Source organism: Candidatus Pelagibacter sp. Uisw_090 (assembly GCF_047717845.1).
Classification (GTDB): domain Bacteria; phylum Pseudomonadota; class Alphaproteobacteria; order Pelagibacterales; family Pelagibacteraceae; genus Pelagibacter.
Map to the genome: position 1 here is coordinate 591,635 of NZ_CP159810.1, position 26,387 is coordinate 618,021.

Genomic DNA, 26,387 nt, shown 5'->3' on the forward strand with positions numbered 1-26,387 from the left:
AGCATGCTTAATTCTGAAGAATTAATAAACAAAGTTAAATTATATAATAGATTTTTAAATCCGGAAAAATTAAATAAAGCTTATAATTTTGCAGTTAAAGCACACGAAAATCAAAAACGTGATTCTGGCGACCCATATTCAATTCACCCTATAGCTGTAGCAAATATATTAATAGAACTAAAATTAGACAGTGCAACCATAGCAACAGGATTGCTACACGATACTATTGAAGACACATACGCTACTTATAAAACTATAAAGAATGAGTTTGGACAAGAAGTTGCTGATCTAGTTGATGGTGTAACAAAAATATCAGTTTTTGAAAATCAAGTTACATCAACATCCAAAGCAGAAAATTTTCGAAAATTAATTTTAGCAACCTCAAAAGATATTAGAGTACTGCTTGTTAAAATTGCTGACCGACTGCACAACATGAGAACAATCGATGCAATTTCTAAAGTTGAAAAAAAAGAACGTATTGCAAAAGAAACTATGGAAATTTATGCACCATTAGCAGATAGGATGGGGATGCATAGAATTAGAGATGAATTAGAAGATTTATCTTTTAAAGTTTTGAATAATAATGCGAGAGAACTTATAAAAAAAAGATTAGATGAAATTAAAGATGATAAAGTAAATAGCTTTAACTCAATCTCATTGCAATTCAGTGGATTATTAAGTGAACATAGAATAAATGCTGAAATTATTGGTAGAGAAAAAACTCCTTTTTCTATTTGGAGAAAAGTTCAAAAAAAAAGAATATCACTAGAGCAAATTTCAGACATCATTGGATTTAGAATAATACTTGATAACATTGAAGACTGCTATAAAGCTCTTGGTATATTTCACAAAGAGTGGAATTGTATACCTGGAAAATTTAAAGATTACATTTCATCTCCTAAAATTAACAAGTATCAATCGTTACATACTTCAATTATTGGACCCAATAGAAGGCCAATTGAAATACAGCTCAGAACATTGCAAATGCACGAGTATGCAGAAAGAGGCATAGCTTCACATTGGAAATATAAATCTTCTGAAAAATTTAATTCACTAACGTGGAAAGAATATGATTGGCTTGCCGATTTAGTTGAGATTATCGATAAGAATGAAAACCCAGAACACTCTTATGAGTATACCAAGCTACAAATGTTTCAGGAAAATGTCTTTTGTTTCACCCCAAAAGGATCTGTAATTAAATTACCAAAGGACGCAACACCCATTGATTTTGCATATGCTGTACATACCAAAATCGGTAATAGCACTATAGCCTGTAAGATTAATGGTAATGACAGTGAATTGCAAAATATTCTTTATAATGGAGATGTTGTAGATATTATTACTTCTAAAAATAAATCACCCTCTTTGCATTGGATACCCATTACAAAAACTGGAAAAGCAAGATCAGCAATTAGAAAATATTGGTACAAAAAAGGTGAAGAGAAAGCTCAAAGAATTAAAAAATACAATACTACGCTATGGATTTCTTTGCCTGATAAACCAGGAAAGCTAGGAGAGATAACAACTTTACTTGGTAGCCATAGTTTAAACATTTCGAGTGTTGAAATGAAAGAAAAGTCTAAAGAATATATTAATTTTAAATTCAATCTAATTATAAGAGACTTGAAAAACTTTACAAATTTTATCAGTGAGTTAAAACAAAAGGAAATAAAATTTAAAATCATTAGACATGAGGATAACTGGTTAAAGGAACGTAATGCTTTCACACGAAAAATCTTTAAATATTTTAAAAAAAACTAACGCACTCTTAGAAGGTCATTTTATTCTTTCATCAGGTTTGCATTCACCTAAATATATTCAGTGTGCTAAGCTTTTAAGCTTTCCACATTTAGCTAAGGATATTTGTAATTCATTAGCAAAAAAAATTAAAAAAAAATTTAAATCTATAGATTTGATTTTAGCCCCTGCAATGGGGGGTGTTATTATTGGTTATGAAATTGGTAAACTACTAAAAAAAGAGACAATATTCTGTGAAAGAATTAATGGTAAATTTGCCTTAAGACGTGGGTTTAATATAAAAAAAGGATCAAAAGTTTTAATAATTGAAGATGTTATAACAACAGGCAAATCAAGCTTAGAATGTGTTAAGTTGATTACAAAACCAGGTGCAAAACTCATCGGCTTTGCCTCGATTATCGATAGATCAACCAAAAAATCTTTAAAGATAAAAAAGAATATTATTTCACACATGAAAATAGACGTTCCGACATTTAAGAAAAATAACCTTCCAGAGGCACTTAAAAATATACCTATTACAGTTCCAGGAAGTAGATTTATTAAATGAAAAGACTTGGTATCAATATTGATCATGTTGCTACAATAAGAAATGCAAGAGGATCGCTCCACCCAGATCCTTTAACCATTGCTAAGCATGTAACTAAATGTGGAGCTCATTCAGTAACTATACATTTGAGAGAAGACAGAAGACATATAAAAGATATTGACGTTATTAAAATTTGTAAAAATAAAAAAATAATCACTAATTTAGAAATTTCACTAAACAAAAAAATAATAATTATAGCATTAAAGAATAAACCCAATTTTATTTGCATAGTTCCAGAAAAAAGAAAGGAAGTAACAACAGAAGGTGGATTAAATTTAATTAAAAATAAAAAAAAAATAAAAGAAATAATATCATTATTTAATAAGAAAAATATTAGAACAAGTTTATTTGTTGACCCAACGTTAAAAGATATAAAAATTGCAAAAGAATTAAACTCTTCTTGTGTTGAATTACATACTGGGAAAATTTCTAATTTAGTAAAAGAAAATAAAAATTATAAAAATGAATATTTAAAAATTAAGAAATGTTCAAAACTTGGTGTTAAACTTGGAATTGAGGTTCATGCTGGTCATGGTCTTGACTATAAAACTACTGCTATACTAAGTAAAATTAAAGAAATTACAGAATTTAATATTGGTCATTTTATAATCGGTGAGTCACTAACTCATGGTTTAAAAAACACTATTAGGGCATTTAAAAAAATAACCAATAAATAGATATGAAAATTCTTGGTATCGGTGTCGATATAGTAGAAAATATTAGAATACATAAATCTTTAAAAAATGTTAGTTTTATTAAAAGAGTTTTTTCTAGCTCAGAAATATTGTCAGCCAAAAACATAACAAATAAAAAATCTTATTATTCTAAAAGATTTGCTGCAAAAGAAGCTTTTTCTAAAGCAATTGGAACAGGTTTTAGGGGTAATTTGAATTTTAAAGATATCACTATAATTAATGATAAATTAGGAAAACCCTCATTTGTAGTCACTAATAAAATTAAAAAAATTATTAAAAAGCTATTTAAGATATCATCCTTTGATTTCTTTCTGTCAATTTCAGATGAAAAAAAATATTCTATAGCATACGTAATTTTACAAAAAAAATGATAACCAAAAATATTATAATTGATAATGTTAAAACAATTTTCTATGCTTTAGTAATAGCTATTGTTATCAGATCCCTTTTTATTCAACCTTTCTATATTCCCTCGTCATCAATGGAACCAACACTTTTAATTGGTGATAGATTGTTTGTCACGAAGTATTCTTATGGTTACAGCAAGCATTCTTTCCCTTTTAGCCCACCAATAATAAATGGAAGACTATTTTCTAAGAAACCTAAGGTTGGTGATGTCATTGTTTTTAAAACACCAGCTGATAATAGGACAGATTATATTAAAAGATTAATTGGTCTACCAGGTGATAATATTCAATTTATTAACGGTGATCTATTTGTAAACAATAATCAAATATTCAAATCTAGAATTTCCCAAAATGATAAAATTTATTGTGGAAAACAAACTATAGATGTTAATACATTTGAGGAAATACTTCAAAATGGTAAAATATATAATAGTGTATATTTAAAAAGTTATAGTTTTCAAAATTCTGATAATTTTATAGTTCCTTCTAAACACTACTTTTTTTTAGGTGATAACAGAGACTGCTCTAAAGATAGTAGATACCTGACTAGTGTCGGTTATGTTCATGAAGACAATTTAGTCGGCAAAGCGCAATTTATTTTTTTTTCATCTGATTTTAGAATCGGAAGTATTTTTTCTTTTTGGAAATGGCATAAGACAATTAGATTTGATAGGTTTTTTAAGAAAATTATTTAATGAATATTAATCCCACAACATTAGAAAAGAAATTAAAATTAAAGTTTTCAGATCAAAAAATTCTCATCAAAAGCTTAACGCACAAAAGCTTTGATTCAATAAACAATAATGAAAAAATTGAATTTTTAGGAGACAGAGTTTTAGGTCTTATTATTGCAAAAAAATTATTAGAACTTTATCCCGAAGAAAGAGAAGGGATATTGGATAAAAAATTTGCTTCATTAGTAAATAAAAAAAAATGTCTAGAAATTGCTAAAAAAATTGAATTAGAGAAATATATTTTAGTTTTAAACCCTAAAAATAAAAAAATTAAAATTGAAGATAAAATAGTAGCAGACTGTTTAGAGGCTTTAATTGGAGCGATCTATCTTGACAAAGGTTTAAATTTGACTGAAAAATTTATTCTCAATTTATGGAGTGAGCATATTACAGCGAGTGTTCTAACCCAAATTGATGCAAAGACAAAACTTCAAGAATATTCGCTCAAGATTTTTAAAGTCTTGCCTATTTATAAGCTAATATCTAATACTGGGCCTCGACATAAACCACTCTTTAAAGTTGCTGTTAAATTAAAAAATACTAAATTTTTCACAGCACAGGGATCTTCTAAAAAAGACGCAGAACAAAATGCCGCTTCTTTATGCATTGAGGATGTTTTTAAAAAATGAATTGGGATGATAGTGCTTATTTAGTTTCCAAAAATAGATACAGTGAAAATTCAATAATTGCTGAGGTTTTTACGGAAAATCATGGAAAAATTTCAGGGATAATTTTTGGTGGTACATCAAAGAAAATCAAAAACTATTTACAAATTGGTAATAAAATTTATGTAAACTATAATTCTAAAAGTGTTACTAGAATTGGTTATTTTAAAATAGAAATTCTAAAAGCTTTAACTCCACTCTATTTTGACGAAAATCAAAAACTATCATGTATTACCTCGGCAATGCATCTTATAAAGCTTCTTACTGCTGAAGCTCAGTCTAATAAAGAAATTTTTAAATTAATTGATAAATTTTTTGAAATATTAACTTATGATAATTGGATACAAAAATATATTTTCTGGGAGTTAGAACTTTTAAAATTATTAGGATATGATTTAGAATTAAAAAATATGGTTGAAAAAGAAATTGTTAATAGTGAAATCAATTATTTTGTTAAATCCTCAACAGAGAAAAAAAGTATTCCAAATTTTCTAATAGATGAAAGTAATCTGGATGTTAATTTAAAAAATTTACTCAAAGGTTTAAAACTTGTTAGTGATTACCTTGAAAAAAGTATTCTAAAACCAAATAATTTAAACCTTCCAACTTCTAGAACTCATTTTATTAATCTTTTAAAATAATTATTTAATTAAATCGTTAATTCTATCAGCGTAATAGCTTACTATAGCGTTTGCCCCAGCTCTTTTAAATGAAATCAAACTTTCTAATACTGAGTTTTTATCTATAAGCCCTTTTTTTATACTATTACTTAATAGACTGTATTCACCTGAGACTTGATAGGCTAGAACAGGAATTTTAAAATTATCTTTAACTACTTTAATTATGTCTAGATAAGGCATGCCAGGTTTAACCATAACCATATCAGCTCCTTCTTTAATATCTAGAGCTACCTCTCTTATTGCTTCATCACTGTTTCTAAAGTCCATTTGGTAATTTTTCTTATCACCTTTTAGTAAACCTTTTGAACCAACTGCATCTCTGAATGGAGCATAAAAACTTGATGCATATTTTACCGCATAAGAAAGTATCTGAACCATTTCGTGACCTTCTTTATCTAAAGCTTTTCTTATCTTACCAATTCTTCCATCCATCATGTCTGATGGAGCTAAAACATCACAACCAATTTCTGCTTGTAACAATGATTGGTTTATTAAGACTTCAATAGTTTCGTCATTTAATACGTAACCTGATTTTATTAAACCATCATGACCATGAGAAGTATAAGGATCTAAAGCTACATCGCACATAATACCAATTTTGTTTTTATATCTTTTTTTAATATATCGAATGGCTTTACAAACAAGATTATCCTCATTTAATGCCTCAGTTCCAATCTCATTTTTTTTTGTTTTATTTGTATGGGGGAACAATGCGACCATAGGTATTTTATTCTTGATTGCTTTATCAATAATAATTCCAAGTTTATCTATTGTGTACCTATAAACATCAGGCATTGTTTTAATGGATTGTTTTATATTTTTTCCATCAATTAAGAATATAGGTAATATAAAATCGCTAGACGAAAGGCTATTTTCTTGAATTAACCTTCTAGACCAATCGTTTTTACGACTGCGTCTAAGCCTTAAATTTGGATAATTTCCTGTAATCATGTTTAAATCTATTTTTAAAATGCGACAAATGTATTATACAAATATATATTAAATTAAGTAAAAAACAATCAGCATGAGTATTGAAAATAAAAATATTGTAAACTTAGATCTAAAAAAAGAAGAGAAAATTTTAGATTTTAGTGACTTTCAAAAACAAAATATCAAGTTTGATATTGATAAATTACAAGAAGCCTACAATCAAATTATTCAAACTAAAAAATTTGATGATGGTGGAGGAATTGCCCACTTTGGAGCTATTTCTCTAACACAAATTCCTGGTGATCCAGACTCTGTTAAAGGAAGCAAAGCTAGAGGTGTTTATTGGACAAAACCAGATAAGTCAGGAAAAGAAGTTTCAAGAGATGTTTCAATTGATGAAGCTGCTTATTCAGAATTTATACCCGACTATGAAAACACCTATTTTAAAGTAGTGTTTGATGTGCTTTCTTCAAAATATAAATTAGGTAGAGTTAGGATTTTATTAAAGGAGCCAAGATCAACATTAAGTTGGCATAGAGATCCAGAACCAAGATTGCATATACCTCTAATTTCAAATCCAGGCTGCCTAATGGTTATAGACAATGTTGCAAAACATATGCCTGCAGATGGATCAGTGTGGGTTACTAACAATACAAAATATCATAATGCTTTTAATGGTGGAGAAGAAAATAGAGTTCATCTAGTAGCATGTGTTTTAGATTATAAGTTTAATTAGATTGAAAAAAATATTTTTATCATCAGATCACGCTGGTTATAAGTTAAAGGAATTAATTAAACTTCATTTAGATAAAAAAAAAATTAATTATACAGACCTAGGCCCATACAATAGAGATAGAGTTGATTATCCTGATTATGCTCATAAAGTTGCAAGAAAAGTTAAAACCAATAACAATCATACTGGTATATTAGTTTGTGGATCTGGGATGGGAATGAATATTACTGCAAATAGACATAAAAATGTACGTGCAGCTCAATGTTTTAATTTAAAATCTACTAAATTATCAAGATTGCATAATGATGCAAATATCATTACATTGGGATCTAGACTGCTTACTAAAAAAAATGCTTTAAATTGTGTTAGTGTTTTTTTAAATACAAAGTTTGAAGGTGGAAGACACGCAAAAAGAATTAAGAAAATTTAATTATGTCTAGTGAAAAAAACTATTTAAACGAAAACTATAAAAGCTTTTTTGAAGATAGCTTATCTGTAACTGATCCAGAATTACATAAAGCAATAAGTAATGAATTAAAAAGACAACAACAGCATATAGAATTAATTGCTTCTGAGAATATTGTTTCACAAGCCGTTCTAGAGGCGCAAGGTTCTGTTTTAACAAATAAATATGCAGAAGGATATCCTGGAAAAAGATACTACAATGGATGTGAACACGTTGATGTTGCTGAAAACTTAGCCATTGAGAGATTAAAAAAATTATTTGATTGTAAATTTGCAAACGCTCAACCACATTCTGGAGCTCAAGCGAATGGAGCTGTATTTTTAGCACTATTAAATCCTGGTGATACTTTTATGGGGATGAGCTTAAATTCTGGTGGTCATATTACGCATGGATTAAAAATTTCAATGTCAGGTAAATGGTTCAATCCAATAGGGTATGATGTTGATAAAGATTCGGAACTTATCGATTATGATAATGTTGAAAAACTTGCATTAGAACATAAACCAAAACTTATAATTTGTGGTGGAAGTGCTTACTCTAGAGTAATTGATTTTAAAAGATTTAGAGATATTGCTGACAAAGTAGGTGCATATTTAATGGTAGATATGGCACACTTTTCAGGTTTAGTTGCTGGTAAAGGTTACCCAAATCCATGCGAGCATGCACACGTAGTAACTTCAACAACTCATAAAGTTTTTAGAAGTGCTAGAGGTGGAATTATTTTAACTAATCATGAAGACTTAGCAAAAAAATTTAACACAGCAGTATTTCCTGGTTATCAAGGTGGACCATTGATGCACGTCATTGCAGCAAAGGCTGCTGGTTTTTTAGAGGCATTAAGACCAGATTTTAAAGATTATATTAAATCTGTTTTAGCTAATGCTAAAATTTTATCAGAGACACTTAAGAATAATGGCTTTAAGATTTATTCTGGTGGAACGGATACACACTTAATGTTAGTTGATCTAAGACCTTTTAATGTTAAAGGTAATTTAGCAGCCGAAAGCCTTTCTAATGCTAATATTACCTGTAATAAAAATGGAATACCTTTCGATTCAGAAAAGCCGATGATTACTTCTGGTATAAGATTGGGAACTCAAGCAGCTACAACTAGGGGCTTTGGATTAAAAGAATTCGAAAAAGTAGGTGAATTGATAACTAAAGTTGTAAAAGGTTTATCTGACAATCCTGAAGATAACAGTAAAATTGAAGAAGAAGTTAGAAATGAAGTTATAGAGCTTACTTCTCATTTTCCAATATATAAAAATTTAAAATAATGATTTGTTCGATTTGTAAAAAAGGTGAAACATCAGTCGTAGACTCTAGGCCTACAGAAGATGGTACCGCCATAAGAAGAAGAAGACTTTGTGTATGTGGAGCCAGATTCACAACTTTTGAAAGAGTTCAATTTAGAGAAATAATGGTTATTAAAAAAAATGGAAGAAAATCATCTTTTGACAGAGATAAGCTTTCAAAATCAATTTACATAGCATTAAAGAAAAGACCGATTGATACTGAAACAGCAGAAAAGTTTATTAGCAGGACTTCAAGAGCATTAGAGGAACTTGGCCAAAGTGAAATTTCATCAAATACAATTGGTACAATGGTTATGGAAGGTTTGAAAGATCTTGATCCAGTCGCATACGTTAGATTTGCATCTGTATATCGAAATTTTAGAGAAGAAAAAGACTTTGTGCAATTCGTGGACAAATTAGATGTCTACAAAAAAAGATAAATTTTCAAAAAAAGATAAAACTTTTATGGAGCTTGCTTTAAATTTGGCTAAAGCACGACATGGACTAACTGGTGTTAACCCTTCTGTTGGATGTGTAATTGTTAAAAATAATGAAATACTTTCAATTGGTCAAACAGGTTTTGGTGGTACACCTCATGCTGAATATAATGCAATTAAAAATTCAAATGAAAACCTTGAAGATGCAAAAATGTATGTAACCCTTGAACCCTGTAGTCATTATGGAAAAACCCCACCGTGCACAAATATTATAATTAAAGATAAAATTAAAGAAGTTGTATATGCGGTAGAAGATATTGATAAAAAAGTTAAAGGTAAAACTTTAAAAATTCTTGAATCCAAAAATATTTTAGTAAAAAAAAATTTACTTAAAAATGAAGTTAATAAATTTTATATACCTTATTTCTTTAATAGAAAAAATAACCTTCCTTACGTTACTGGTAAAATTGCAATTTCTAAAAATAATTTAACATATAGCAAAGATACAAAAAGAATTTCAGATATTCATACCGATAAATTTACACATTTTCTTAGATATAAAAATGACTCATTAATGATTTCTTCCAAAACTCTAAAAAAAGATAATCCAAAACTTAACTGTAGACTAGAAGGTTTAAATAAATTTTCTCCTAAAAGAATAATTTTAGACAGAAATCTAGAAACTAAAAAAAATTCGTATATTTTTAAAACAGCAAATAAAAACAATACTATATTTTTTTATCATAATGCCAAAACTAAAGAAAAATTAATGTTTAAAAAAAAAGGTATAACTTTAATCAAAGGTAAATTAATTAAAAATAGCTTTGATATTAAGTCAATTTTAAAAAAACTCTATATCCTTGGCTGCAGAAATTTATTAGTTGAAGGAGGAAATGATCTTTCTAAACACATTGTTAAAAAAAGATTATTTAATGAGTTTTATCTATACAAATGTGCAAAAAGCTTATCAAAGTTGGTTAACTATAAAGAGTTTAATTTTCTTAATGAATTAAAGAAAAATTATAAAAATAAATTGAAAATTAATAAAAAATTAGGCAAAGACTTAATTACACTTTACAAATAATATTATGTTTAATGGAATAATTTTCAACCAAGGCTTAATTACTAAATTTGAAAAAAGATCAAAGGGTATTAATATTTTTGTAAAAGCTGATTTAAAATTAACACGTAAAGATCTAGGTGTATCAGTTGCCTGTGATGGTGTTTGTTTAACATTAATTGATATTAAAAATAAAATAATGGAATTTTATCTTTCAGATGAAACTATACAAAGATCAAAGTTCAAATTCTTAAAAATTAATGATAAAATTAACCTTGAACTTCCTTTAAAATTTGGTCAAAAAATATCAGGTCACATTTGTCAAGGTCACATTGATGCAGTAGGTAAAATTCAGAGTATTAAGAAGATTGATAAATCATATTTATTTGATTTTGAGCTTGTTAAAAAAGAAAGAGCAAACTTAATTGAAAAAGCTTCTATTTGTATCAACGGAATTTCTTTAACAATTTCTAAAGTAACTAAAAAAGGTTTTCAGATATGGGTAATACCACACACATATAATCTCACTAATCTATCATCTCTAAAGAAAAACAGTCTCATTAATATAGAGATAGATATCTTATCTAAATACGTTAGAAATTATTTTAATGAAAAAAAATAGTTTTACTCCAATAGAAAACATAATTGCCATTGCCAAGAGAGGAGGCATGTTTATTTTGGTTGATGATGAAAAAAGAGAAAATGAAGGAGACTTAATAATATCAACAACAGATTCAAGTGCTAAAAATATTAATTTTATGGCCAAATATGGTCGTGGATTAATTTGCCTAGCACTAGACAGCGTACAGGCAAAACGGTTAAATTTATCCTTAATGTCACCAATAAACCAATCAAGGAATAAAACTGCTTTTACAATTTCTATCGAAGCAAAAAAAGGAATTACAACTGGGATTTCAGCAAAAGATAGAGCTAAGACAATTAAAATTGCATCAAAGAAAAATGTAAATAAAAAAGATATTGTTTCGCCTGGTCATGTTTTTCCAATTATTGCTAAAGATGGAGGTGTTTTAGTTAGAGCTGGTCATACAGAAGCATCTGTGGATATCTCAAAACTAGCTAAAAAAAACAATTCAGCAGTTATTTGTGAAATAATGAATGAAGATGGTACAATGGCTAAGGGTCAAGACTTATTTAATTTTGCAAAAAAACATAATTTAAAGATTGGTAAGATAGAAGATCTTATTGCTTATCGTTTAAAAAAAGAAAAACTAATTAAACTTAAAAAACAATCTGATATTGAAGTTAAAAATCAGAAATATAAAATTAGAATTTATGAAAATCTTTTAGATGGATCCGAGCATTTTGCTCTAATTAAAGGAAATATTAAAAAAGGGATAGTACCAAGAGTTAGAGTAATTTCATCTAACGTAGTTCAAAATTATTTAATCAATCAGCAATTACCAAATTCATTTGATAAAACTTTAAATTATTTTAAGAAATTTAATAACTGTGTTTTAGTTTTTATAAAAGATACAAACTTAAAATCTGTTACACAAACACTCAAGGATTATAAGAACAAAGATTTCTATAAAAAGGGAAATGATAAACTAATAAGAAATTATGGCATTGGGGCTCAAATAATTAAAGATTTAAAGATCAAAAATATGATATTAATTACTAAATCTCTCAAAAAAGTTATTGGTTTAGAAGGTTATGATATAAAGATTACTAAACAGGAAATCATTTAATGAAAAAAAAAATCTTAATAGTTATTGCAGATTATTATAAGGACATTGCTAAGGGGTTACTTGGTAGTGCTAAAGAAGTATTACCAAAATCTGGTTTAATAAAAGTTATTAGTGTTCCAGGTGCTTTTGAAATACCAGTCACAATTTCAAAAAATATTAAGAAATATGATGCTTTTTTAGCACTTGGCTGTGTTATAAAGGGTGAGACACCACACTTTGATTTTATTTCTCATGCTTCAACTGAAGCGATAATGAAACTATCTATAGAAAATAAAAAACCTATTGGTAACGGAATTATTACCTGTCTAAATATGCGTCAAGCTATAGCTAGAAAAAAAAAGGGGAGAGAGGAGCTCAAGCTGTTATATCTGTCTTGTCTCAATAAATATGAGAACTCCATACAATCCCAATCAAAGTCCAAGAGTTATAATTATCCAAAAATTATATGGAAATTTTTTTAATGATGACACAGATTTAACCTTTCCTAAACATAGATTTAAAAAGTTTATTAAAGATGTGGTTTTAGGAACTATTGAGAGAGATGAAGTTATTAAAGAAGAAGTTAAAAAATATCTAAGTGAAGACTTGCAATTAACTAATTTAGATAAAGTTTTTCAAATAATTGTTAAATCAGCTATATTCGAGTTTCTATATAAGCCAAAAGTATCTACAAAAATTATTATTAAAGAATATCTTGATGCATCAAATTTTTTTTTAGAAGACTCTCAAACAAAATACTTGAATGCTATACTGGATAAAATAGCTAAAAAAATAAGAACAACTAATGCATGAATTTGAATTAATAAAAAATTACTTTCAAAAACTTTCCACAAAATCTCCTTGTGCCCTAAATTTAAATGATGATGTTTTTTTTGATAAAAAAAATAAATTAGTTGTTTCAGTTGACACATATATTGAAGGTAATCACTTTATAGATTTTAAAAACCCAGAATTAGTTATTAAAAAGATAATTAGATCTTCCATATCAGATCTTATTTGTAAAGGTGTTAAGCCAAAATATTATTTTATTTCGGGGTCAGGTAATAAAAAAAGTTTTTCTAAATCAAATTTATCAAAAATTAGCAAAGCACTTAACCAAGAACAAAATAAATATAAGATATTTTTAAGTGGTGGAGACACAGTTTTTTCAAATAAGTTAAGTTTTACAATTACCTCAATTGGTTTTGCTAATAATATTATCTATAGAAATAAAGCTAAAATTAGTGATGATATTTATGTATCTGGGAATCTAGGAGATAGTTATTTAGGTCTATTAGTTTTAAAAAATAAAATTAAACTTAATCAGCGATTAAAAAAATATTTTATTAATCAATACTTTATGCCAAATATTCAATTACAATTAACAGACAAAATTAAGAAATTTGCCAACACGTCAATTGATATCTCTGATGGATTATTAGCGGATCTTGATAAAATGATTAATAGTCAAAAATTATCATACAAACTTTTTCTGAAAGATATTCCAATTTCAGATAATCTTAAAAAAGTACTTGATTTTAAGAAACTATCTAAGATCAACTATATTTCTAATGGTGATGATTATCAGATTTTATTTACGGCCTCAAAAAACAAGATGGGAATCATAAAGAAAATAGCTTCTAATTGTAGAGTTAAGCTTACAAAAATTGGCTCAATCCAAAGCTATATTGAAAAATCATCCATTATTGATGGCAAAAATCTTCAAATATCCCTTAAAAAACAAGGGTTATTTTCATAAGTTTTAGCAAGTTAAATATTGCCTTTTATTGCTTTTTTTGTATTGTCCGGACTTTAATTAATAAAATTTTAACAACCAAACAACTAAAAAGGCATCATGAACTCACTAATAGAAACAATATTACTTTACACCATAGCAGCAGGATCACTTGCAATCGTCTATGGGTTTTTTACTGGTTTAAATATACTTAATCTAAGTGCTGGAAATGCAAAAATGCAAGAAATTGCATCTGCAATTCAGATTGGAGCTAAAGCTTATCTAACAAGACAATATAAAACGATAGCCGTGGTTGGAGTTGTTGTTTTAGTTATTATTTGTGCAGTGTTTAGCCCCTTAGTTGGTCTTGGTTATTTTATTGGTGCAACACTATCTGGAATAGCTGGATATGTTGGAATGTTAGTTTCGGTTCAAGCTAATGTTAGAACTGCTGAAGCTTCGAGAAAAGGTTTAGCGAGTGGTCTTGCCGTAGCTTTTAAATCAGGTGCTGTCACAGGAATGCTTGTTGCTGGTTTAGCTTTATTAGCTATAGCAGTTTATTATTATATTTTATTAAGAATGGGCGTTGCAGATAGAGAAGTGGTTAATGCATTGGTTGCACTAGGTTTTGGTGCTTCATTAATATCAATTTTTGCTAGATTAGGTGGTGGAATTTTTACTAAAGGTGCTGATGTAGGTGCTGACTTAGTTGGTAAAGTTGAAGCCGGAATACCTGAGGATGATCCTAGAAACCCAGCGGTTATAGCAGATAACGTTGGAGACAATGTTGGTGATTGCGCTGGTATGGCAGCAGATTTATTTGAAACTTATGCCGTAACTATTGTTGCAACAATGGTTCTTTCTTCAATATTTTTTGTAGGTGATATGAATATGATGATCTACCCTTTAACAATCGGTGGTGCTTGTATTTTAACATCAATTTTAGGAACTTTCTTTGTTAAACTTGGAAGAAGCAAGAATGTTATGAATGCTTTATATAAAGGATTTGTTGTTTCTGCTGTTTCTTCATTAGTAATTTTATACCCTGTTACTGATTATGTAATTGGCTTTGCAAGTGAATATACTGTTAATGGTAAAAGTTTTACTGGTATGAGTTTATATTATTGTGGAATAATTGGTTTAGTTATTACTGGTTTATTAATATGGATCACTGAATACTATACTGGAACTGAATACAGACCAGTAAGAAGTATTGCTAAATCTTCTACAACAGGTCATGGAACAAATGTTATTCAAGGCTTAGCTGTATCAATGGAAGCTACAGCGATACCAGCTTTAATTATTGTTGGAGGTATATTAGCAACAAATTCAATTGCCGGTCTTTATGGAATAGCTATTTCTGTAACTACAATGCTTGCATTAGCAGGTATGGTTGTTGCACTTGATGCTTATGGTCCAGTAACAGATAACGCTGGTGGTATTGCTGAAATGGCTAAATTACCAAATAATGTAAGAAAGACTACGGATGCATTGGATGCAGTAGGTAACACAACTAAAGCTGTTACCAAAGGTTACGCAATTGGTTCAGCTGGTTTAGGTGCATTAGTTTTATTTGCAGCTTACGTTGAAGATATTAAACATTTTTCTGGAACGGCAGGATCTAAATTAGAGGGAATAGTTGTAACCTTCGATTTAACTAATCCTTATGTTGTTGTTGGTTTATTAATTGGTGGAATGCTTCCATATTTATTTGGATCAATGGGTATGCAAGCCGTTGGTAGAGCAGGTGGAGCTGTAGTTGTAGAAGTTAGAAGACAATTTAAAAAGTTCCCAGGAATTATGAAGGGTACTCAAAAACCAGATTATGCCAAACTTGTTGATTTATTAACTCAGGCTGCAATTAAAGAGATGGTTATACCATCTTTACTACCAGTTCTATCCCCAATAGTTTTATATTTTGTAATTCTACCTATTGGTGGTCAAGCTGAAGCGTTAGCTGCTGTTGGTGCAATGTTGCTTGGTGTGATCATAACAGGTCTGTTTGTTGCTGTTTCAATGACCGCAGGTGGGGGAGCATGGGATAATGCTAAGAAATATATTGAAGATGGAAATCATGGTGGAAAAGGTTCTGAAGCTCATAAAGCTGCTGTAACTGGCGATACTGTTGGAGACCCTTATAAAGATACTGCTGGTCCAGCTGTAAATCCAATGATTAAGATTACAAACATTGTGGCCTTATTACTGTTGGCTGTTATTGCCGGGTAAAGAAATTTATTTTTTTTTCTTTTTCCTAAAGGATCGTTGATTTTTTGTCTCATACTAGATAAAAAATCATAAATAAAGGTGTTCTTTTTGTAGCTAGATTCAGTAACGCGTTCTGTAAATTTAAGATCTTGCATTTTGCTTTGGTCCATAAATTCTTTCGTTTTAAGTAGACCCATTTTATCAATTTCTAAAAGAAGAACATTATTAACAATAATTCGTTCTTCACCAAATTTTCTTAATGAAGTGTGATCGATTTTTCTTTCTATATAAATCCACAAATCATTATCAAAAGTACTTTTAGATGATGGTGGACCTAAAAGAGATAAAATATCATTTTTATTTGATTTATGTATTATTAGTTTTTCTTGTTTTTTATTTAAAAAATGAACACCATGATGTTTTACAACTTTTTTTAAATTACAAGCTGAAAAAAATAATGCTATTAATAAGAATATAAATAAATTTTTCATGAATAAAAACTACATAAATATTTACAATAATTTAGTTAAATTAACTAGAAATAAAGAATTATATAGTGATTTTAAAATTCAAGACACATTTTCAGATAGAATAATTTTTTTTCTATTACATTTTGCTTTTTTTTTAAAAATTTACAAAAAAAACAACGATAAAAAGCTTTTACAAGAAATCTATGATTATATTTTTAGACAAGTTGAGTTAAGTATTCGAGAGATAGGCTATGGCGATCAATCTATAAATAAAAAAATGAAAGACTATTTAAATTTATTTTATGGAATGATTGATAAAATAGATGATTGGGATAGTCTAACAATAGAATCAAGAGGCCTTCTTTTAGAAAATTTTTTAGATAATGCTATAAATACTGAATATTTAGTGAATTATTTTGAAAAATATAGGTTAAATTTAATAAATAATACTTTAAATTCTCATATAAAAGGTGTAGTTAAACATTAATTTTATTATGGCTGTACCAAAACGTAAACAATCCCCGTCAAGAACTGGAATGAGAAGAGCTCAGAATATGAAGTTCAAATCAACAAATATTGTTGAGGATAAAAAATCAGGCGAATACAGACTACCTCATCACCTTGATCTTAAAACTGGCATGTACAGGGGCAGACAAGTTTTAGACCCTAAGGAATAAAAAACCTAATCTTAAATGAGTAAAATAATCAAAATTGCAGTTGATGCAATGGGTGGCGATGGTTCACCAAAAAAAGTTATCGATGGTATTAGTCATCATTTTAAAAGTAATAAAAATTCATTTTATCAAATCTTTGGTGATAAAGATAAAATTTTAACAAATATTGATAACAATATACCAACCTCTTCTTTTCAAATAATTCATACAATCGATGTGGTTAAAGACACTGATAGCCCTTTAGAAGGTGCTAAACGTGGAAAAAATACTAGCATGTGGTTAGCCATACAAAGTGTTAAGGAAAAAAAATCTGATGTAGTAATCTCAGCAGGCAACACAGGAGCATTGCTGGTTATATCAAAACTTAATCTTAAGATGATTGAAAATATCGACAAACCTGCTTTATCTGCATTATGGCCAAATAAAAAAGGAATGAGTGTTGTTTTGGATTTGGGAGCTAATATTGAATGTAGTCCAAAAAATTTGATTGATTTTACAATAATGGGTTCTTCGTTATTTAAATCTTTATATCCAGATGACAGTGCTAAAGTTGCTTTATTGAATATAGGTTCAGAAGAATTTAAAGGTAATGAAATTATTAAAGAAACTTATCAACAATTAAACCAAAGAAATAATCATGATTTTGAGTTCAAAGGTTATATAGAAGGTAACGAATTAATGAATGGAGATGTAAATGTTATTGTTGCTGATGGTTTTACTGGTAATGTTGCATTAAAAACAGCTGAAGGAACTGCAAATTTTATTACAAGTGAACTTAAAAAAGCAATGACAGGTAATATAATAGGTAAAATTTCATCTTTATTAAATATTTCAAATTTAAAGAAATTTAAAAAAAGATTAGATCCGCGACTATATAATGGCGCTATATTTATTGGTCTAGACTCCCCTGTAATTAAAAGTCATGGTGGCACTGATTATATTGGTTTTTCAAACTCATTAAGTGTTTGCACTAAGATTGTAAGTGGTAATTTAATAGAAAAAATTAGAAATAATATTAATTAATGAATAGAGTGAATTTAACAAAAAAAGACTTAGTAAACTCAGTTTATATGCAAATTGGATTTTCAAAAAATATCTCAGAAAATTTAATAGAAGATTTTTTAACAACAATTACAGAAAATTTAAAAAATGAAAAAAAATTAAAATTATCAAAATTTGGTACTTTCACCATACGTTCAAAAAAAAGCAGATTAGGTAGAAATCCCAAAACCAAAGAACAAAAAACCATATCTGATAGAGATGTTGTTCTATTTAAAGCTTCTAAAGAATTTAAAGATTTGGTAAATTCTAACAATGATTCATAAAAGTAATAAAGCTTATAAATCAATTGGTGAGGTTGCAAAAATTCTTGACCTTGTTAATGAAAAAAAAGGCACCCTAAATACCCATACTATTCGTTTTTGGGAAAAAGAATTTAAACAAATTAAGCCTAATATCTTAAACGGTAATAGACGATATTATAATAATGATACAATAGAGGTGTTGAGGAAAGTTAAATACCTCCTTAAAGATCAGGGAATGACAATTAATGGTGTTAAAAAAGTTCTTAATTCTAATAAATCTTTAAAACTTGACGAATTACCAAATAATTCTATAAATGCAGAATATAGTATAAAAAATAAACTCAAGAAGATTTCTGATTTAATAAAACAAATAAAAAATTTAAAATAATATGGCAAAAAAAACACACGTTAAAGTTAGACTGGTTCCAGAAGCTAAACCTGACAGTCCATATTTTTATTATGTTAAAAAACCAGCTGGTGGTGAAAAAGCTAAAGTTAAATTATCAGCAAAGAAGTACAATCCTGCTACAAGAAAACATGAGATGTTTGTAGAAAAGAAGTTACCTCCACACAGTAAATAGTATTACTTTTTTCTAAAATTTCTTTTTTCATAATCAATAAAAGACCAAATCATATTTTTCCATATTCTATTTGTAATTTTTGGGTCTATGTTAGTTTGTATTGATTTTTTTTTAATCTTTTTAAGGATAAAATTGATCCTTTTTTGATCAATTATTTCTTTCTTATGTATTTTTACTTTTAATACTTGATTAACTAGTGATGATCTTTTTTTGATTAATTTAAGTAAATCATTATCAAGTCTATCAAGCTTTATTCTTATCTGATTTAGTTTTATTTTATTAGTAGGCGACATTTATTCAATTGGTTATTAAGATAATTATTATAAGTATAATTTATGTTTGTAAATAGCGACAACTATATAAAATATTTAAAATTGTGGTTAATAACTTTATTTTCATTAATTATTCTCATGGTAGCAGTTGGTGGACTTACTAGGTTAACTGATTCAGGTTTATCAATCACAGCTTGGGAGCTCTTTACTGGAATACTTCCTCCTTTGAATATTAATGAATGGAATTTTTATTTTTCAGAGTACAAAAAAATACCTGAATATGAAAATATTAATTACGGCATGTCTTTAGATGAGTTTAAAATAATTTTCTATTGGGAATATGCTCATAGATTATTAGCAAGATTTGTTGGACTTTTTACATTGGTACCTTTACTTTTCTTTAGTCTATATTTTAAAAATACCCAACATTATTCCAATAAATATTATTTGATATTTTTTCTTGTGTGCCTTCAAGGATTCATAGGTTGGTATATGGTCTCTAGTGGATTAATTGAAAATAATGACGTTAGTCACTTTAGACTTAGCATTCATTTATCTTTAGCTTTATTCATCCTATGTTTAATTTTCTGGTATATTTTAGACATTTTTAAAACTAAAAAATTTCATAAAAGAATTCCAAATTTACTTTTATTATTCATACTCAAGTTGATAGTTTTACAGATTGTATTGGGTGCTTTTTTATCGGGTTTAGATGGGGGTCTAATCTATAATTCGTGGCCTGATATGAATGGCAGCTTTTTCCCAAATGACGTTGGTTATAACGATGTAATTAATACTCAATTATTTAACAACCCATCAATTGTTCAATTTCTACATAGAGTTACAGCTTATTTACTTTTATTTTTTATTATTATTTTAAATTATCTCTATATAAAAAATAATTATGGAACTAAAAATATTATACTATTTGATATTGCGATATTGGTTCAGATTTTTTTGGGAATTATAACTTTACTATCTGGTGTAGAGATTAAATATGCATCACTACACCAGTTAGGTTCAATTTTTGTATTAACTACTTATCTTGCAATTTTATATAAAAACTCTAACCAACAGCTTTAGTTTTATTAATGTCTTCAACATTATCTGTTCTCTTTAGAGCTTGTTCTAAATCTTCAATAATGTCGTCAATATGCTCAAGACCAATACACAGTCTTACATATCCTGGTGTTACACCTGAAGCTAAAAGTTCTTCTTCATTTAATTGACTGTGTGTTGTTGTTGCGGGATGTATTGCTAGACTTCTAGCATCACCAATATTTGCTACATGATAAAACATTTTTAAAGCTTCTATAAATTTTTTACCAGCTTCAATACCGCCCTTTAACTCGATACCAATTAAAGCACCATTTCCACCGCTTAAGTATTTTTTAGCTCTATTTCCAATTTCACCTTTGTATTGATTTGGATAAATAACTCTGGAAACTTCCGTATGTTTAACTAAATAATCGACAACTTTTTCAGCATTTGAGCAATGTTGTTTCATTCTTAAAGCTACAGTTTCAAGTCCTTGGATTAATCCAAATGCATTATCGGGAGATAATGCTGCACCCAAATCTCTTAATAAGACAACCCTAGCTCTAACTGCAAAAGAAACGTTCGCACCAGTTAACTCGGGTACTACTTTACCCCATACCGCACCACCATAACTTGCATCAGGTTCATTAAATAGTGGCTGCCTTTTAGGATCTGCTGTCCAATCAAAATTACCACCATCGATTAAAGCTCCACCTACAACTGTACCATGTCCACCTATATATTTAGTAAGTGAATAAACAACTATAGCAGCACCGTGCTCTAAGGGCTTACATAGAACGGGAGAGGCCGTATTATCCATTATTAGTGGTATGTTATATTTTCTACCTATGTCAGATACTTCTTTAATAGGAAAAACTCTTAAGTACGGATTCGGTAAAGTTTCTCCATAAAATGCTCTAGTTTTATCATCTATGGCTTTTTCAAAGTTTTTAGGATCAGCAGGGTCTGCATATCTAACTTCAATTCCAAGCTTACTTAAAGTGTGAGTAAATAAAGAAACAGTTCCACCGTAAAGGTCGGTTGAACTAACAATGTTATCTCCAGCTTGAGCAACATTCAAAATTGAAAATGTTGAAGCTGTTTGTCCTGATGATACTGTTAAGCTAGCTAACCCTCCCTCCAATGCAGCAAGTCTTTTTTCAAGTGCATCATTAGTTGGATTCATGATCCTTGTGTAGATATTTCCGAACTCTTTCAATGCAAATAAGTTTGCAGCATGCTCGGTATTATCAAACAAATAAGATGTTGTTCTATAAATTGGAACAGCTACAGCTTTTGTTGTTGGATCACTTCTATAATCACCACCATGTATGGCTATAGTCTCAGGGTTTTGTCTTTTTGTGCTCATCTTGATTCTCCTTTTTAGTACTTCTGCTAAATGCAAGGTGTACAATACAGTTCAAATGCACCTACCGATAATGTGGGTAAAAAATCCTTTTTAGCATATATTAGCCTGCAATAGGAACAAATCGGCTTGATTAAAATAGCATTAATAAGAGCTATTACAAGCTAAATATAAAATTGACTTTATATCTAATAATAGTATTAATCCTCGCACAATGACAAAATTTCTAAAACAAAGTGAATTAACTAGCAACTGGTTTGAAATAGATGCAAAAAATGCTGTAGTTGGTAGACTGGCATCTATAATAGCAATGATTGTTAGAGGAAAAAATAAAACTACTTTTACACCACATATGGATGATGGTGATTTTGTTGTGGTTAAGAATGTTGAAAAAGCAAAATTCACTGGAAAAAAATTTAAAGATAAAAAATATTATAGACACACTGGTCACCCTGGAGGAATTAAAGAAATAACTCCTGAAAAATTACTAGAAAAAAATAAACCTGGTGAATCATTAAAATTAGCAGTTAAAAGAATGTTGCCTGGTGGAGTACTAGGCAGAAAACAATTAACTAAAGTAAAAATTTATGCTGGTGAAGATCATCCTCATGCAGCACAAAACCCTAAACTTTTAGACTTAGGTAAATTAAACAGTAAAAATTTAATAAGAAATTAATATGGAAACAGCAGTCGTACCAACTAAAGTTGCTCCAAAAAAACCTAAAATAAAACTTGATTTTAAAGATAGCAAGTATGCAACGGGTAGAAGAAAAAAATCTATTGCAAAAATTTGGGTAAAAAAAGGTACTGGTAAAATTTATGTAAATGGCAGAACTATGGATGATTATTTCACTAGTGGCAGTCATAAAATGCAAATTACAAGACCATTTGAAATTATCAACCAAGCAACTGACTATGATGTTAGATGTAGTGTTGCAGGTGGTGGGCACACAGGTCAAGCAGGTGCAATGGTTCATGGTATTGCTAAAGCCCTAATTTTATTTGATTCGGAGAATAGAGCAATTCTTAAGACTGAAAAACTGAATACCAGAGACTCTAGATCTGTTGAGAGAAAAAAACCTGGTCGTAGAAAAGCTAGAAGAAGCTTCCAATTCTCGAAAAGATAATTCTTTTTTAACTCTAAACTGCTATAATAAAAAAATGCCTAAGCTTAATGTTTTAGTTGCTGGATCAACTGGTTATATTGGTGTTCAACTAATTAAATTATTAGTTAAACACAGTGATGTTAAGATAAAATATCTTTGTGGAAACTCATCGGTTGGGAAAAAAATCTCTAGTTATGAGAAATCATTAAGTTTAAAAAAATTACCAAAAATAGTTAAATACAATAAATCTTTCTTAAAGAATATAGATTTGATTTTCACGGCACTACCCAACGGAGAAGCGCAAGATATTTCAAATGATTTACTAAAGCACAATGTGTTAATTGATTTAGCTGCTGATTTCAGACTTAATAAAGCATCTGATTATTTAAAATGGTACAAACAAAAACATAAAGCTGTTAAAAATATTAAAAAGTCAATTTATTCATTACCAGAAATTAATAAAGACAAAGTGAAAAAATTCAATATTATTGGATGCCCAGGGTGCTACCCAACATCAATACTTTTACCTCTTATTCCCCTAGTTAAAAAAAACTTAATAAAAACAGATAACGTAATTATAGATTCTAAATCTGGATATTCTGGAGCGGGTAGAGGAGTTCATAATAAATATAAAGATAAAAACCTTTATGAGTCTTTAAGCGCTTATGGAGTTGGTTTCCATAGACACAACTCTGAAATTCAACAAGAAATTGACAATTATACTAAAAATAAATTTTCTTTTACTTTCACTCCTCATCTAACGCCTATGTTCAGAGGAATATTAAGTACAATTTATCTAGATCTCAATAAAGGTGTAAACATTAATAAATTAGAAAAAACCTTAAATGCTGAATATTCCAAAAGTAAATTCGTTAAAATTTTCAAAACAAATTCTTTGATAAGTACAAATGACGTTATTAACACAAATAATTGCTCTATAGCAATTTGTAAAACTAAGTATAAAAATAGAGTTATTATTTTATCTGCTATTGATAATTTAATTAAAGGTGGCGCTGGTCAAGCTATACAAAATATGAATATTAAATATGGTTTTAATGAAAAAAAAGGATTAAAATGAAATATTTTCTACTATTGCTAATTCTGATCTTATCAGCTTGCTCTTTAGATAAAAAATCGGTTTATTGGAACGAAGATCCTTTAAAAAAGTCTATAGAAAATAAAAAATTATCTACAATATTACAAAAAACTTCTGATTTTAAAACAATGACATTTGAGGAATTTAATATTTTCCTTAAAGATTATTCTGATAAGGCAGACTACCCTGACATCAATAATTAAATGAAAAATATAATAAACATTGCTGTAGTAGGTTTAGGTCAAGTTGGTATTTATTTGTTAAATGAACTTAATACTAAAAAAAAAGATATTGAGCTTAAAACTGGAAAAAAAATTAATGTTATTGCTGTTTCAGCAAGAAGTATTGTTAAAAAAAGAAGGTTTAAGATTAATAAAAAAATTTTTTACAAAAATCCACTAGAAATTTTTAATAAAACTAAAGTAGATATTTTATTTGAAGCTATTGGCTTATCTGATGGCATATCAAAAAAGGTTGTTGAAACTGCCTTAAAAAACAAGATACATGTAATTACTCCTAATAAGGCACTTATCTCAAAACATGGTGACTACTTGGCAAAATTAGCTGAGGATAATCAGGTTAACTTAGAATTTGAAGCATCAGTTGCTGGGGGAATTCCAATATTAAGAACTATCAAAGAAGGTCTTGCAACCAACAAAATTTCTAAAGTTTATGGAATTTTAAATGGTACATCTAACTACATTCTTTCAGAAATGGAAAACTCTAGTGATAATTTTGCCAATGTATTAAAGAAAGCTCAAAAATTAGGCTATGCTGAACCAGGAAATCCAAAATTAGACTTAAATGGTTTCGATGCTTTCGCAAAAGTAAGAATTTTATCTGCTCTTGCATTTAATGCTAAAATTTCAAAACACAAATGCTTAATGGAGGGTATTGAAAAAATTGAATTGAAAGACATAGAGATAGCCAATCAATTAAATTTACGTATTAAGTTGCTAGGTATTTCTGAACTTATTAACAATCAGCTTTTTGAAACAGTTCATCCGTGTTTAGTTAATAAAAATTCTTACATTGGTAATGTTGGTGGAGTTATGAATGCAGTTATTCTTGAAGGAAAACCAGTGGGTGAAAGTATATTACAAGGTGAGGGAGCAGGACCCGGACCTACTTCTTCATCATTATTATCAGATTTGCTCTCAATTTTAAGAGGCAATATTAAAAAACCCTTTGGTATTCCAAGTAATAAACGTCAATCTATCAAATGTTATAATGTTGATAATTATGTGAATTCTCTATATTTGAGATTTGAAGTTAAAGATAAACCTGGTGTTCTATCAACAATCACTAACAGATTAGCTAAGTATAAAATTTCAGTAAAAAGATTAATTCAAACTCCTGACAAAAAAAATAACAAAGCCACTATTGTTATTATTACACATAAAACTAATGAACTTAATTCTAAGAATTGTCTTTCTATTTTCAAAAAAGATAAAAATATCCTTAAATATCCTACGCTGATTAGAATCTACAATTAATGGATATATATTTAAAACTTTTTGAGGTTTTATTTCCTGTCTTTTTTGTAGTTGGTATTGGTTATTATTTAGGTAAAAATAATCCTAAAATTGACACTACTTTCATAACTACTTTTGCTGCGAATATTGGAACACCCGCAATGATTATATATGCATTAACGTCAACTAGTCTCTCTTTTGAGATATTTAAAGATTATTTTTGGTACTATCTGATTGCAATTGCAGCCTTTACAATTATTGGGGTTGTTTTTTTATTCTTCTTAAAAACTAAAGATATTGTTCGTGAGCTTCCACCTTTTATTATGCCCAATACTGGAAATATGGGATTACCTATATGCTTGTTTGCTTATGGATCTCAAGGTCTAGGTGTTGCCGCTGCTATTTCAGCTTTAATAATTCTATGCCATTTTACATTAGGTATTTTTCTTGCGGATAGAAAATTTGATTTAAGTGTGATCCTAAAAAACCCTCCCTTTTATGCAATCATAATTTCAGTAATTTTTTTGTATTTCAAAATAGAGCTTCCCGTCTTTATAGAAAATACAACTTTTCTACTAATGTATGCTACAATTTTTCTAATATTAATGTCTTTAGGAATTGCTCTTACTCGTTTTAAAGTTTTTTCATTTAAAAAAGCATTTATCTCATCGATAGGGAGGGTAATTCTTGGCCCGATAATTGGCCTTTCAATAATAAAATATTTTAATCTTTCTGGTTTTGCTGCTGGTGTTTTGCTTATTCAGTGTTCGATGCCTAGTGCTGTTTTAAATTATCTTTTAGCATCAATTTATTCGCCAAAAAAGATTGTAGATAGCGTTGCAAGTACAATTGTCGTTTCTACAATAATGTCTTTTGCTACTATTCCTGTAGTCGTATTCTTTGCTTTAAAGTACTTTAATTAAACTGTATC

35 protein-coding genes and 1 riboswitch are annotated in these 26,387 nt (G+C 28.6%); of the genes, 31 read left to right on the forward strand and 4 right to left on the reverse strand.

Going from position 1 to position 26,387, the window contains the following annotated elements; genetic code table 11:
* Positions 1 to 3: 3 nt before the first annotated feature.
* From ABXT58_RS03220 to recO, 7 genes are read left to right on the forward strand one after another with little or no spacing between them, the layout of a single operon-like run.
* Positions 4 to 1,761 (forward strand): bifunctional (p)ppGpp synthetase/guanosine-3',5'-bis(diphosphate) 3'-pyrophosphohydrolase, encoded by a 1,758-nt coding sequence (locus ABXT58_RS03220; RefSeq protein ID WP_415304707.1) that lies wholly within the window; start codon positions 4 to 6, stop codon positions 1,759 to 1,761.
* Entirely contained in the window at positions 1,718 to 2,305 is a 588-nt protein-coding gene (gene pyrE / locus ABXT58_RS03225; RefSeq protein WP_415304709.1) for an orotate phosphoribosyltransferase, read from the forward strand. The genes ABXT58_RS03220 and pyrE overlap by 44 nt, the downstream gene beginning before the upstream one ends.
* On the forward strand, positions 2,302 to 3,021 hold the full coding sequence (locus ABXT58_RS03230) for a pyridoxine 5'-phosphate synthase (protein ID WP_415304711.1): 720 nt from the start codon (positions 2,302 to 2,304) through the stop codon (positions 3,019 to 3,021). The genes pyrE and ABXT58_RS03230 overlap by 4 nt, the downstream gene beginning before the upstream one ends.
* 2 nt (positions 3,022 to 3,023) lie before the next feature.
* Positions 3,024 to 3,410: a holo-ACP synthase gene (gene acpS, locus ABXT58_RS03235; protein ID WP_415304713.1), complete on the forward strand. Its 387-nt coding sequence runs from the start codon at positions 3,024 to 3,026 to the stop codon at positions 3,408 to 3,410.
* Positions 3,407 to 4,141: a signal peptidase I gene (lepB, locus tag ABXT58_RS03240; RefSeq protein WP_415304715.1), complete on the forward strand. Its 735-nt coding sequence runs from the start codon at positions 3,407 to 3,409 to the stop codon at positions 4,139 to 4,141. Before acpS ends, lepB begins: the two co-directional genes overlap by 4 nt.
* Positions 4,141 to 4,809, forward strand: a complete 669-nt coding sequence (rnc, locus tag ABXT58_RS03245) for a ribonuclease III (protein WP_415304717.1) — start codon at positions 4,141 to 4,143, stop codon at positions 4,807 to 4,809. The genes lepB and rnc overlap by 1 nt, the downstream gene beginning before the upstream one ends.
* Positions 4,806 to 5,486, forward strand: a complete 681-nt coding sequence (recO, locus tag ABXT58_RS03250) for a DNA repair protein RecO (protein WP_415304718.1) — start codon at positions 4,806 to 4,808, stop codon at positions 5,484 to 5,486. The genes rnc and recO overlap by 4 nt, the downstream gene beginning before the upstream one ends.
* Here recO and hemB read toward each other — a convergent pair whose 3' ends face one another.
* On the reverse strand, positions 5,487 to 6,476 hold the full coding sequence (hemB, locus tag ABXT58_RS03255; RefSeq protein WP_415304720.1) for a porphobilinogen synthase: 990 nt from the start codon (positions 6,474 to 6,476) through the stop codon (positions 5,487 to 5,489).
* Positions 6,477 to 6,549: 73 nt separating this feature from the next.
* On the opposite strand from hemB, the gene ABXT58_RS03260 reads away from it, so the two are divergent.
* The 11 genes from ABXT58_RS03260 to ABXT58_RS03310 all read left to right on the forward strand — a co-directional run bounded on the left by ABXT58_RS03260 (position 6,550) and on the right by ABXT58_RS03310 (position 16,095).
* A complete protein-coding gene (locus ABXT58_RS03260; protein ID WP_415304722.1) occupies positions 6,550 to 7,191 on the forward strand; it encodes an aspartyl/asparaginyl beta-hydroxylase domain-containing protein in 642 nt (213 codons plus the stop codon).
* Position 7,192: 1 nt separating this feature from the next.
* Entirely contained in the window at positions 7,193 to 7,618 is a 426-nt protein-coding gene (gene rpiB / locus ABXT58_RS03265; RefSeq protein WP_415304724.1) for a ribose 5-phosphate isomerase B, read from the forward strand.
* Between the two features lie 2 nt (positions 7,619 to 7,620).
* Positions 7,621 to 8,931: a serine hydroxymethyltransferase gene (glyA, locus tag ABXT58_RS03270; protein ID WP_415304726.1), complete on the forward strand. Its 1,311-nt coding sequence runs from the start codon at positions 7,621 to 7,623 to the stop codon at positions 8,929 to 8,931.
* On the forward strand, positions 8,931 to 9,389 hold the full coding sequence (gene nrdR / locus ABXT58_RS03275; RefSeq protein ID WP_415277649.1) for a transcriptional regulator NrdR: 459 nt from the start codon (positions 8,931 to 8,933) through the stop codon (positions 9,387 to 9,389). The genes glyA and nrdR overlap by 1 nt, the downstream gene beginning before the upstream one ends.
* Positions 9,370 to 10,470, forward strand: a complete 1,101-nt coding sequence (gene ribD / locus ABXT58_RS03280; RefSeq protein ID WP_415304727.1) for a bifunctional diaminohydroxyphosphoribosylaminopyrimidine deaminase/5-amino-6-(5-phosphoribosylamino)uracil reductase RibD — start codon at positions 9,370 to 9,372, stop codon at positions 10,468 to 10,470. The genes nrdR and ribD overlap by 20 nt, the downstream gene beginning before the upstream one ends.
* 4 nt (positions 10,471 to 10,474) lie before the next feature.
* Positions 10,475 to 11,068, forward strand: coding sequence for a riboflavin synthase (locus ABXT58_RS03285; protein ID WP_415287112.1), 594 nt, complete (start codon positions 10,475 to 10,477; stop codon positions 11,066 to 11,068).
* Positions 11,055 to 12,155, forward strand: coding sequence for a 3,4-dihydroxy-2-butanone-4-phosphate synthase (gene ribB / locus ABXT58_RS03290; RefSeq protein ID WP_415277646.1), 1,101 nt, complete (start codon positions 11,055 to 11,057; stop codon positions 12,153 to 12,155). Before ABXT58_RS03285 ends, ribB begins: the two co-directional genes overlap by 14 nt.
* Entirely contained in the window at positions 12,155 to 12,616 is a 462-nt protein-coding gene (gene ribH, locus ABXT58_RS03295; protein WP_415304729.1) for a 6,7-dimethyl-8-ribityllumazine synthase, read from the forward strand. The genes ribB and ribH overlap by 1 nt, the downstream gene beginning before the upstream one ends.
* Complete coding sequence (locus tag ABXT58_RS03300) at positions 12,543 to 12,947, forward strand: transcription antitermination factor NusB (RefSeq protein ID WP_415304731.1); 405 nt, start codon at positions 12,543 to 12,545, stop codon at positions 12,945 to 12,947. The genes ribH and ABXT58_RS03300 overlap by 74 nt, the downstream gene beginning before the upstream one ends.
* Complete coding sequence (gene thiL, locus ABXT58_RS03305) at positions 12,940 to 13,893, forward strand: thiamine-phosphate kinase (protein ID WP_415304733.1); 954 nt, start codon at positions 12,940 to 12,942, stop codon at positions 13,891 to 13,893. The genes ABXT58_RS03300 and thiL overlap by 8 nt, the downstream gene beginning before the upstream one ends.
* A 96-nt stretch (positions 13,894 to 13,989) precedes the next feature.
* Positions 13,990 to 16,095 (forward strand): sodium-translocating pyrophosphatase, encoded by a 2,106-nt coding sequence (locus ABXT58_RS03310; protein ID WP_415304734.1) that lies wholly within the window; start codon positions 13,990 to 13,992, stop codon positions 16,093 to 16,095.
* Here ABXT58_RS03310 and ABXT58_RS03315 read toward each other — a convergent pair.
* The gene (locus tag ABXT58_RS03315) at positions 16,005 to 16,565 is read right to left on the reverse strand and encodes a hypothetical protein (protein ID WP_415304736.1); all 561 of its coding nucleotides are present in this window, start codon (positions 16,563 to 16,565) and stop codon (positions 16,005 to 16,007) included. The genes ABXT58_RS03310 and ABXT58_RS03315 overlap by 91 nt on opposite strands.
* Between ABXT58_RS03315 and ABXT58_RS03320 the strand changes: the two genes are divergently transcribed.
* The 6 genes from ABXT58_RS03320 to rpmG are packed head-to-tail and all read left to right on the forward strand — an operon-like array spanning position 16,564 to position 19,103.
* Positions 16,564 to 17,031 carry a ubiquinol-cytochrome C chaperone family protein gene (locus ABXT58_RS03320; protein WP_415304738.1) on the forward strand — a complete coding sequence of 156 codons (468 nt, stop codon included), beginning with the start codon at positions 16,564 to 16,566 and terminating at the stop codon, positions 17,029 to 17,031. The genes ABXT58_RS03315 and ABXT58_RS03320 overlap by 2 nt on opposite strands.
* Positions 17,032 to 17,038: 7 nt before the next feature.
* Positions 17,039 to 17,221, forward strand: a complete 183-nt coding sequence (gene rpmF / locus ABXT58_RS03325) for a 50S ribosomal protein L32 (RefSeq protein WP_011282128.1) — start codon at positions 17,039 to 17,041, stop codon at positions 17,219 to 17,221.
* 15 nt (positions 17,222 to 17,236) lie between these two features.
* Positions 17,237 to 18,241 (forward strand): phosphate acyltransferase PlsX, encoded by a 1,005-nt coding sequence (plsX, locus tag ABXT58_RS03330; protein WP_415304740.1) that lies wholly within the window; start codon positions 17,237 to 17,239, stop codon positions 18,239 to 18,241.
* A complete protein-coding gene (locus ABXT58_RS03335; RefSeq protein ID WP_415304741.1) occupies positions 18,241 to 18,543 on the forward strand; it encodes an integration host factor subunit alpha in 303 nt (100 codons plus the stop codon). The genes plsX and ABXT58_RS03335 overlap by 1 nt, the downstream gene beginning before the upstream one ends.
* On the forward strand, positions 18,533 to 18,910 hold the full coding sequence (locus tag ABXT58_RS03340) for a MerR family transcriptional regulator (protein WP_415304743.1): 378 nt from the start codon (positions 18,533 to 18,535) through the stop codon (positions 18,908 to 18,910). Before ABXT58_RS03335 ends, ABXT58_RS03340 begins: the two co-directional genes overlap by 11 nt.
* A gap of 1 nt (position 18,911) precedes the next feature.
* On the forward strand, positions 18,912 to 19,103 hold the full coding sequence (gene rpmG, locus ABXT58_RS03345) for a 50S ribosomal protein L33 (protein ID WP_415304745.1): 192 nt from the start codon (positions 18,912 to 18,914) through the stop codon (positions 19,101 to 19,103).
* 2 nt (positions 19,104 to 19,105) lie between these two features.
* Here rpmG and ABXT58_RS03350 read toward each other — a convergent pair whose 3' ends face one another.
* Positions 19,106 to 19,396, reverse strand: coding sequence for a chorismate mutase (locus ABXT58_RS03350; protein ID WP_415304747.1), 291 nt, complete (start codon positions 19,394 to 19,396; stop codon positions 19,106 to 19,108).
* Positions 19,397 to 19,438: 42 nt separating this feature from the next.
* Between ABXT58_RS03350 and ABXT58_RS03355 the strand changes: the two genes are divergently transcribed.
* Entirely contained in the window at positions 19,439 to 20,458 is a 1,020-nt protein-coding gene (locus ABXT58_RS03355; protein WP_415304749.1) for a COX15/CtaA family protein, read from the forward strand.
* On the opposite strand, the gene ABXT58_RS03360 is transcribed toward ABXT58_RS03355, so the two are convergent.
* On the reverse strand, positions 20,442 to 21,782 hold the full coding sequence (locus ABXT58_RS03360; RefSeq protein ID WP_415304751.1) for an O-acetylhomoserine aminocarboxypropyltransferase/cysteine synthase family protein: 1,341 nt from the start codon (positions 21,780 to 21,782) through the stop codon (positions 20,442 to 20,444). The two genes, ABXT58_RS03355 and ABXT58_RS03360, sit on opposite strands and share 17 nt — an antisense overlap.
* A 4-nt stretch (positions 21,783 to 21,786) precedes the next feature.
* A riboswitch (SAM riboswitch) is annotated at positions 21,787 to 21,854 on the reverse strand.
* Positions 21,855 to 21,993: 139 nt separating this feature from the next.
* Between ABXT58_RS03360 and rplM the strand changes: the two genes are divergently transcribed.
* From rplM to ABXT58_RS03390, 6 genes are read left to right on the forward strand one after another with little or no spacing between them, the layout of a single operon-like run.
* On the forward strand, positions 21,994 to 22,455 hold the full coding sequence (gene rplM, locus ABXT58_RS03365; RefSeq protein ID WP_415304753.1) for a 50S ribosomal protein L13: 462 nt from the start codon (positions 21,994 to 21,996) through the stop codon (positions 22,453 to 22,455).
* 1 nt (position 22,456) lies between these two features.
* Positions 22,457 to 22,906 (forward strand): 30S ribosomal protein S9, encoded by a 450-nt coding sequence (gene rpsI, locus ABXT58_RS03370; protein ID WP_415304755.1) that lies wholly within the window; start codon positions 22,457 to 22,459, stop codon positions 22,904 to 22,906.
* A gap of 34 nt (positions 22,907 to 22,940) precedes the next feature.
* Positions 22,941 to 23,963, forward strand: a complete 1,023-nt coding sequence (gene argC, locus ABXT58_RS03375; protein WP_415304757.1) for an N-acetyl-gamma-glutamyl-phosphate reductase — start codon at positions 22,941 to 22,943, stop codon at positions 23,961 to 23,963.
* Positions 23,960 to 24,184: a hypothetical protein gene (locus ABXT58_RS03380; RefSeq protein ID WP_415304758.1), complete on the forward strand. Its 225-nt coding sequence runs from the start codon at positions 23,960 to 23,962 to the stop codon at positions 24,182 to 24,184. Before argC ends, ABXT58_RS03380 begins: the two co-directional genes overlap by 4 nt.
* Positions 24,185 to 25,477: a homoserine dehydrogenase gene (locus ABXT58_RS03385; protein ID WP_415304760.1), complete on the forward strand. Its 1,293-nt coding sequence runs from the start codon at positions 24,185 to 24,187 to the stop codon at positions 25,475 to 25,477. It begins immediately after the preceding gene.
* Positions 25,477 to 26,379, forward strand: a complete 903-nt coding sequence (locus tag ABXT58_RS03390; RefSeq protein WP_415304762.1) for an AEC family transporter — start codon at positions 25,477 to 25,479, stop codon at positions 26,377 to 26,379. Before ABXT58_RS03385 ends, ABXT58_RS03390 begins: the two co-directional genes overlap by 1 nt.
* Positions 26,380 to 26,387: the final 8 nt, after the last annotated feature.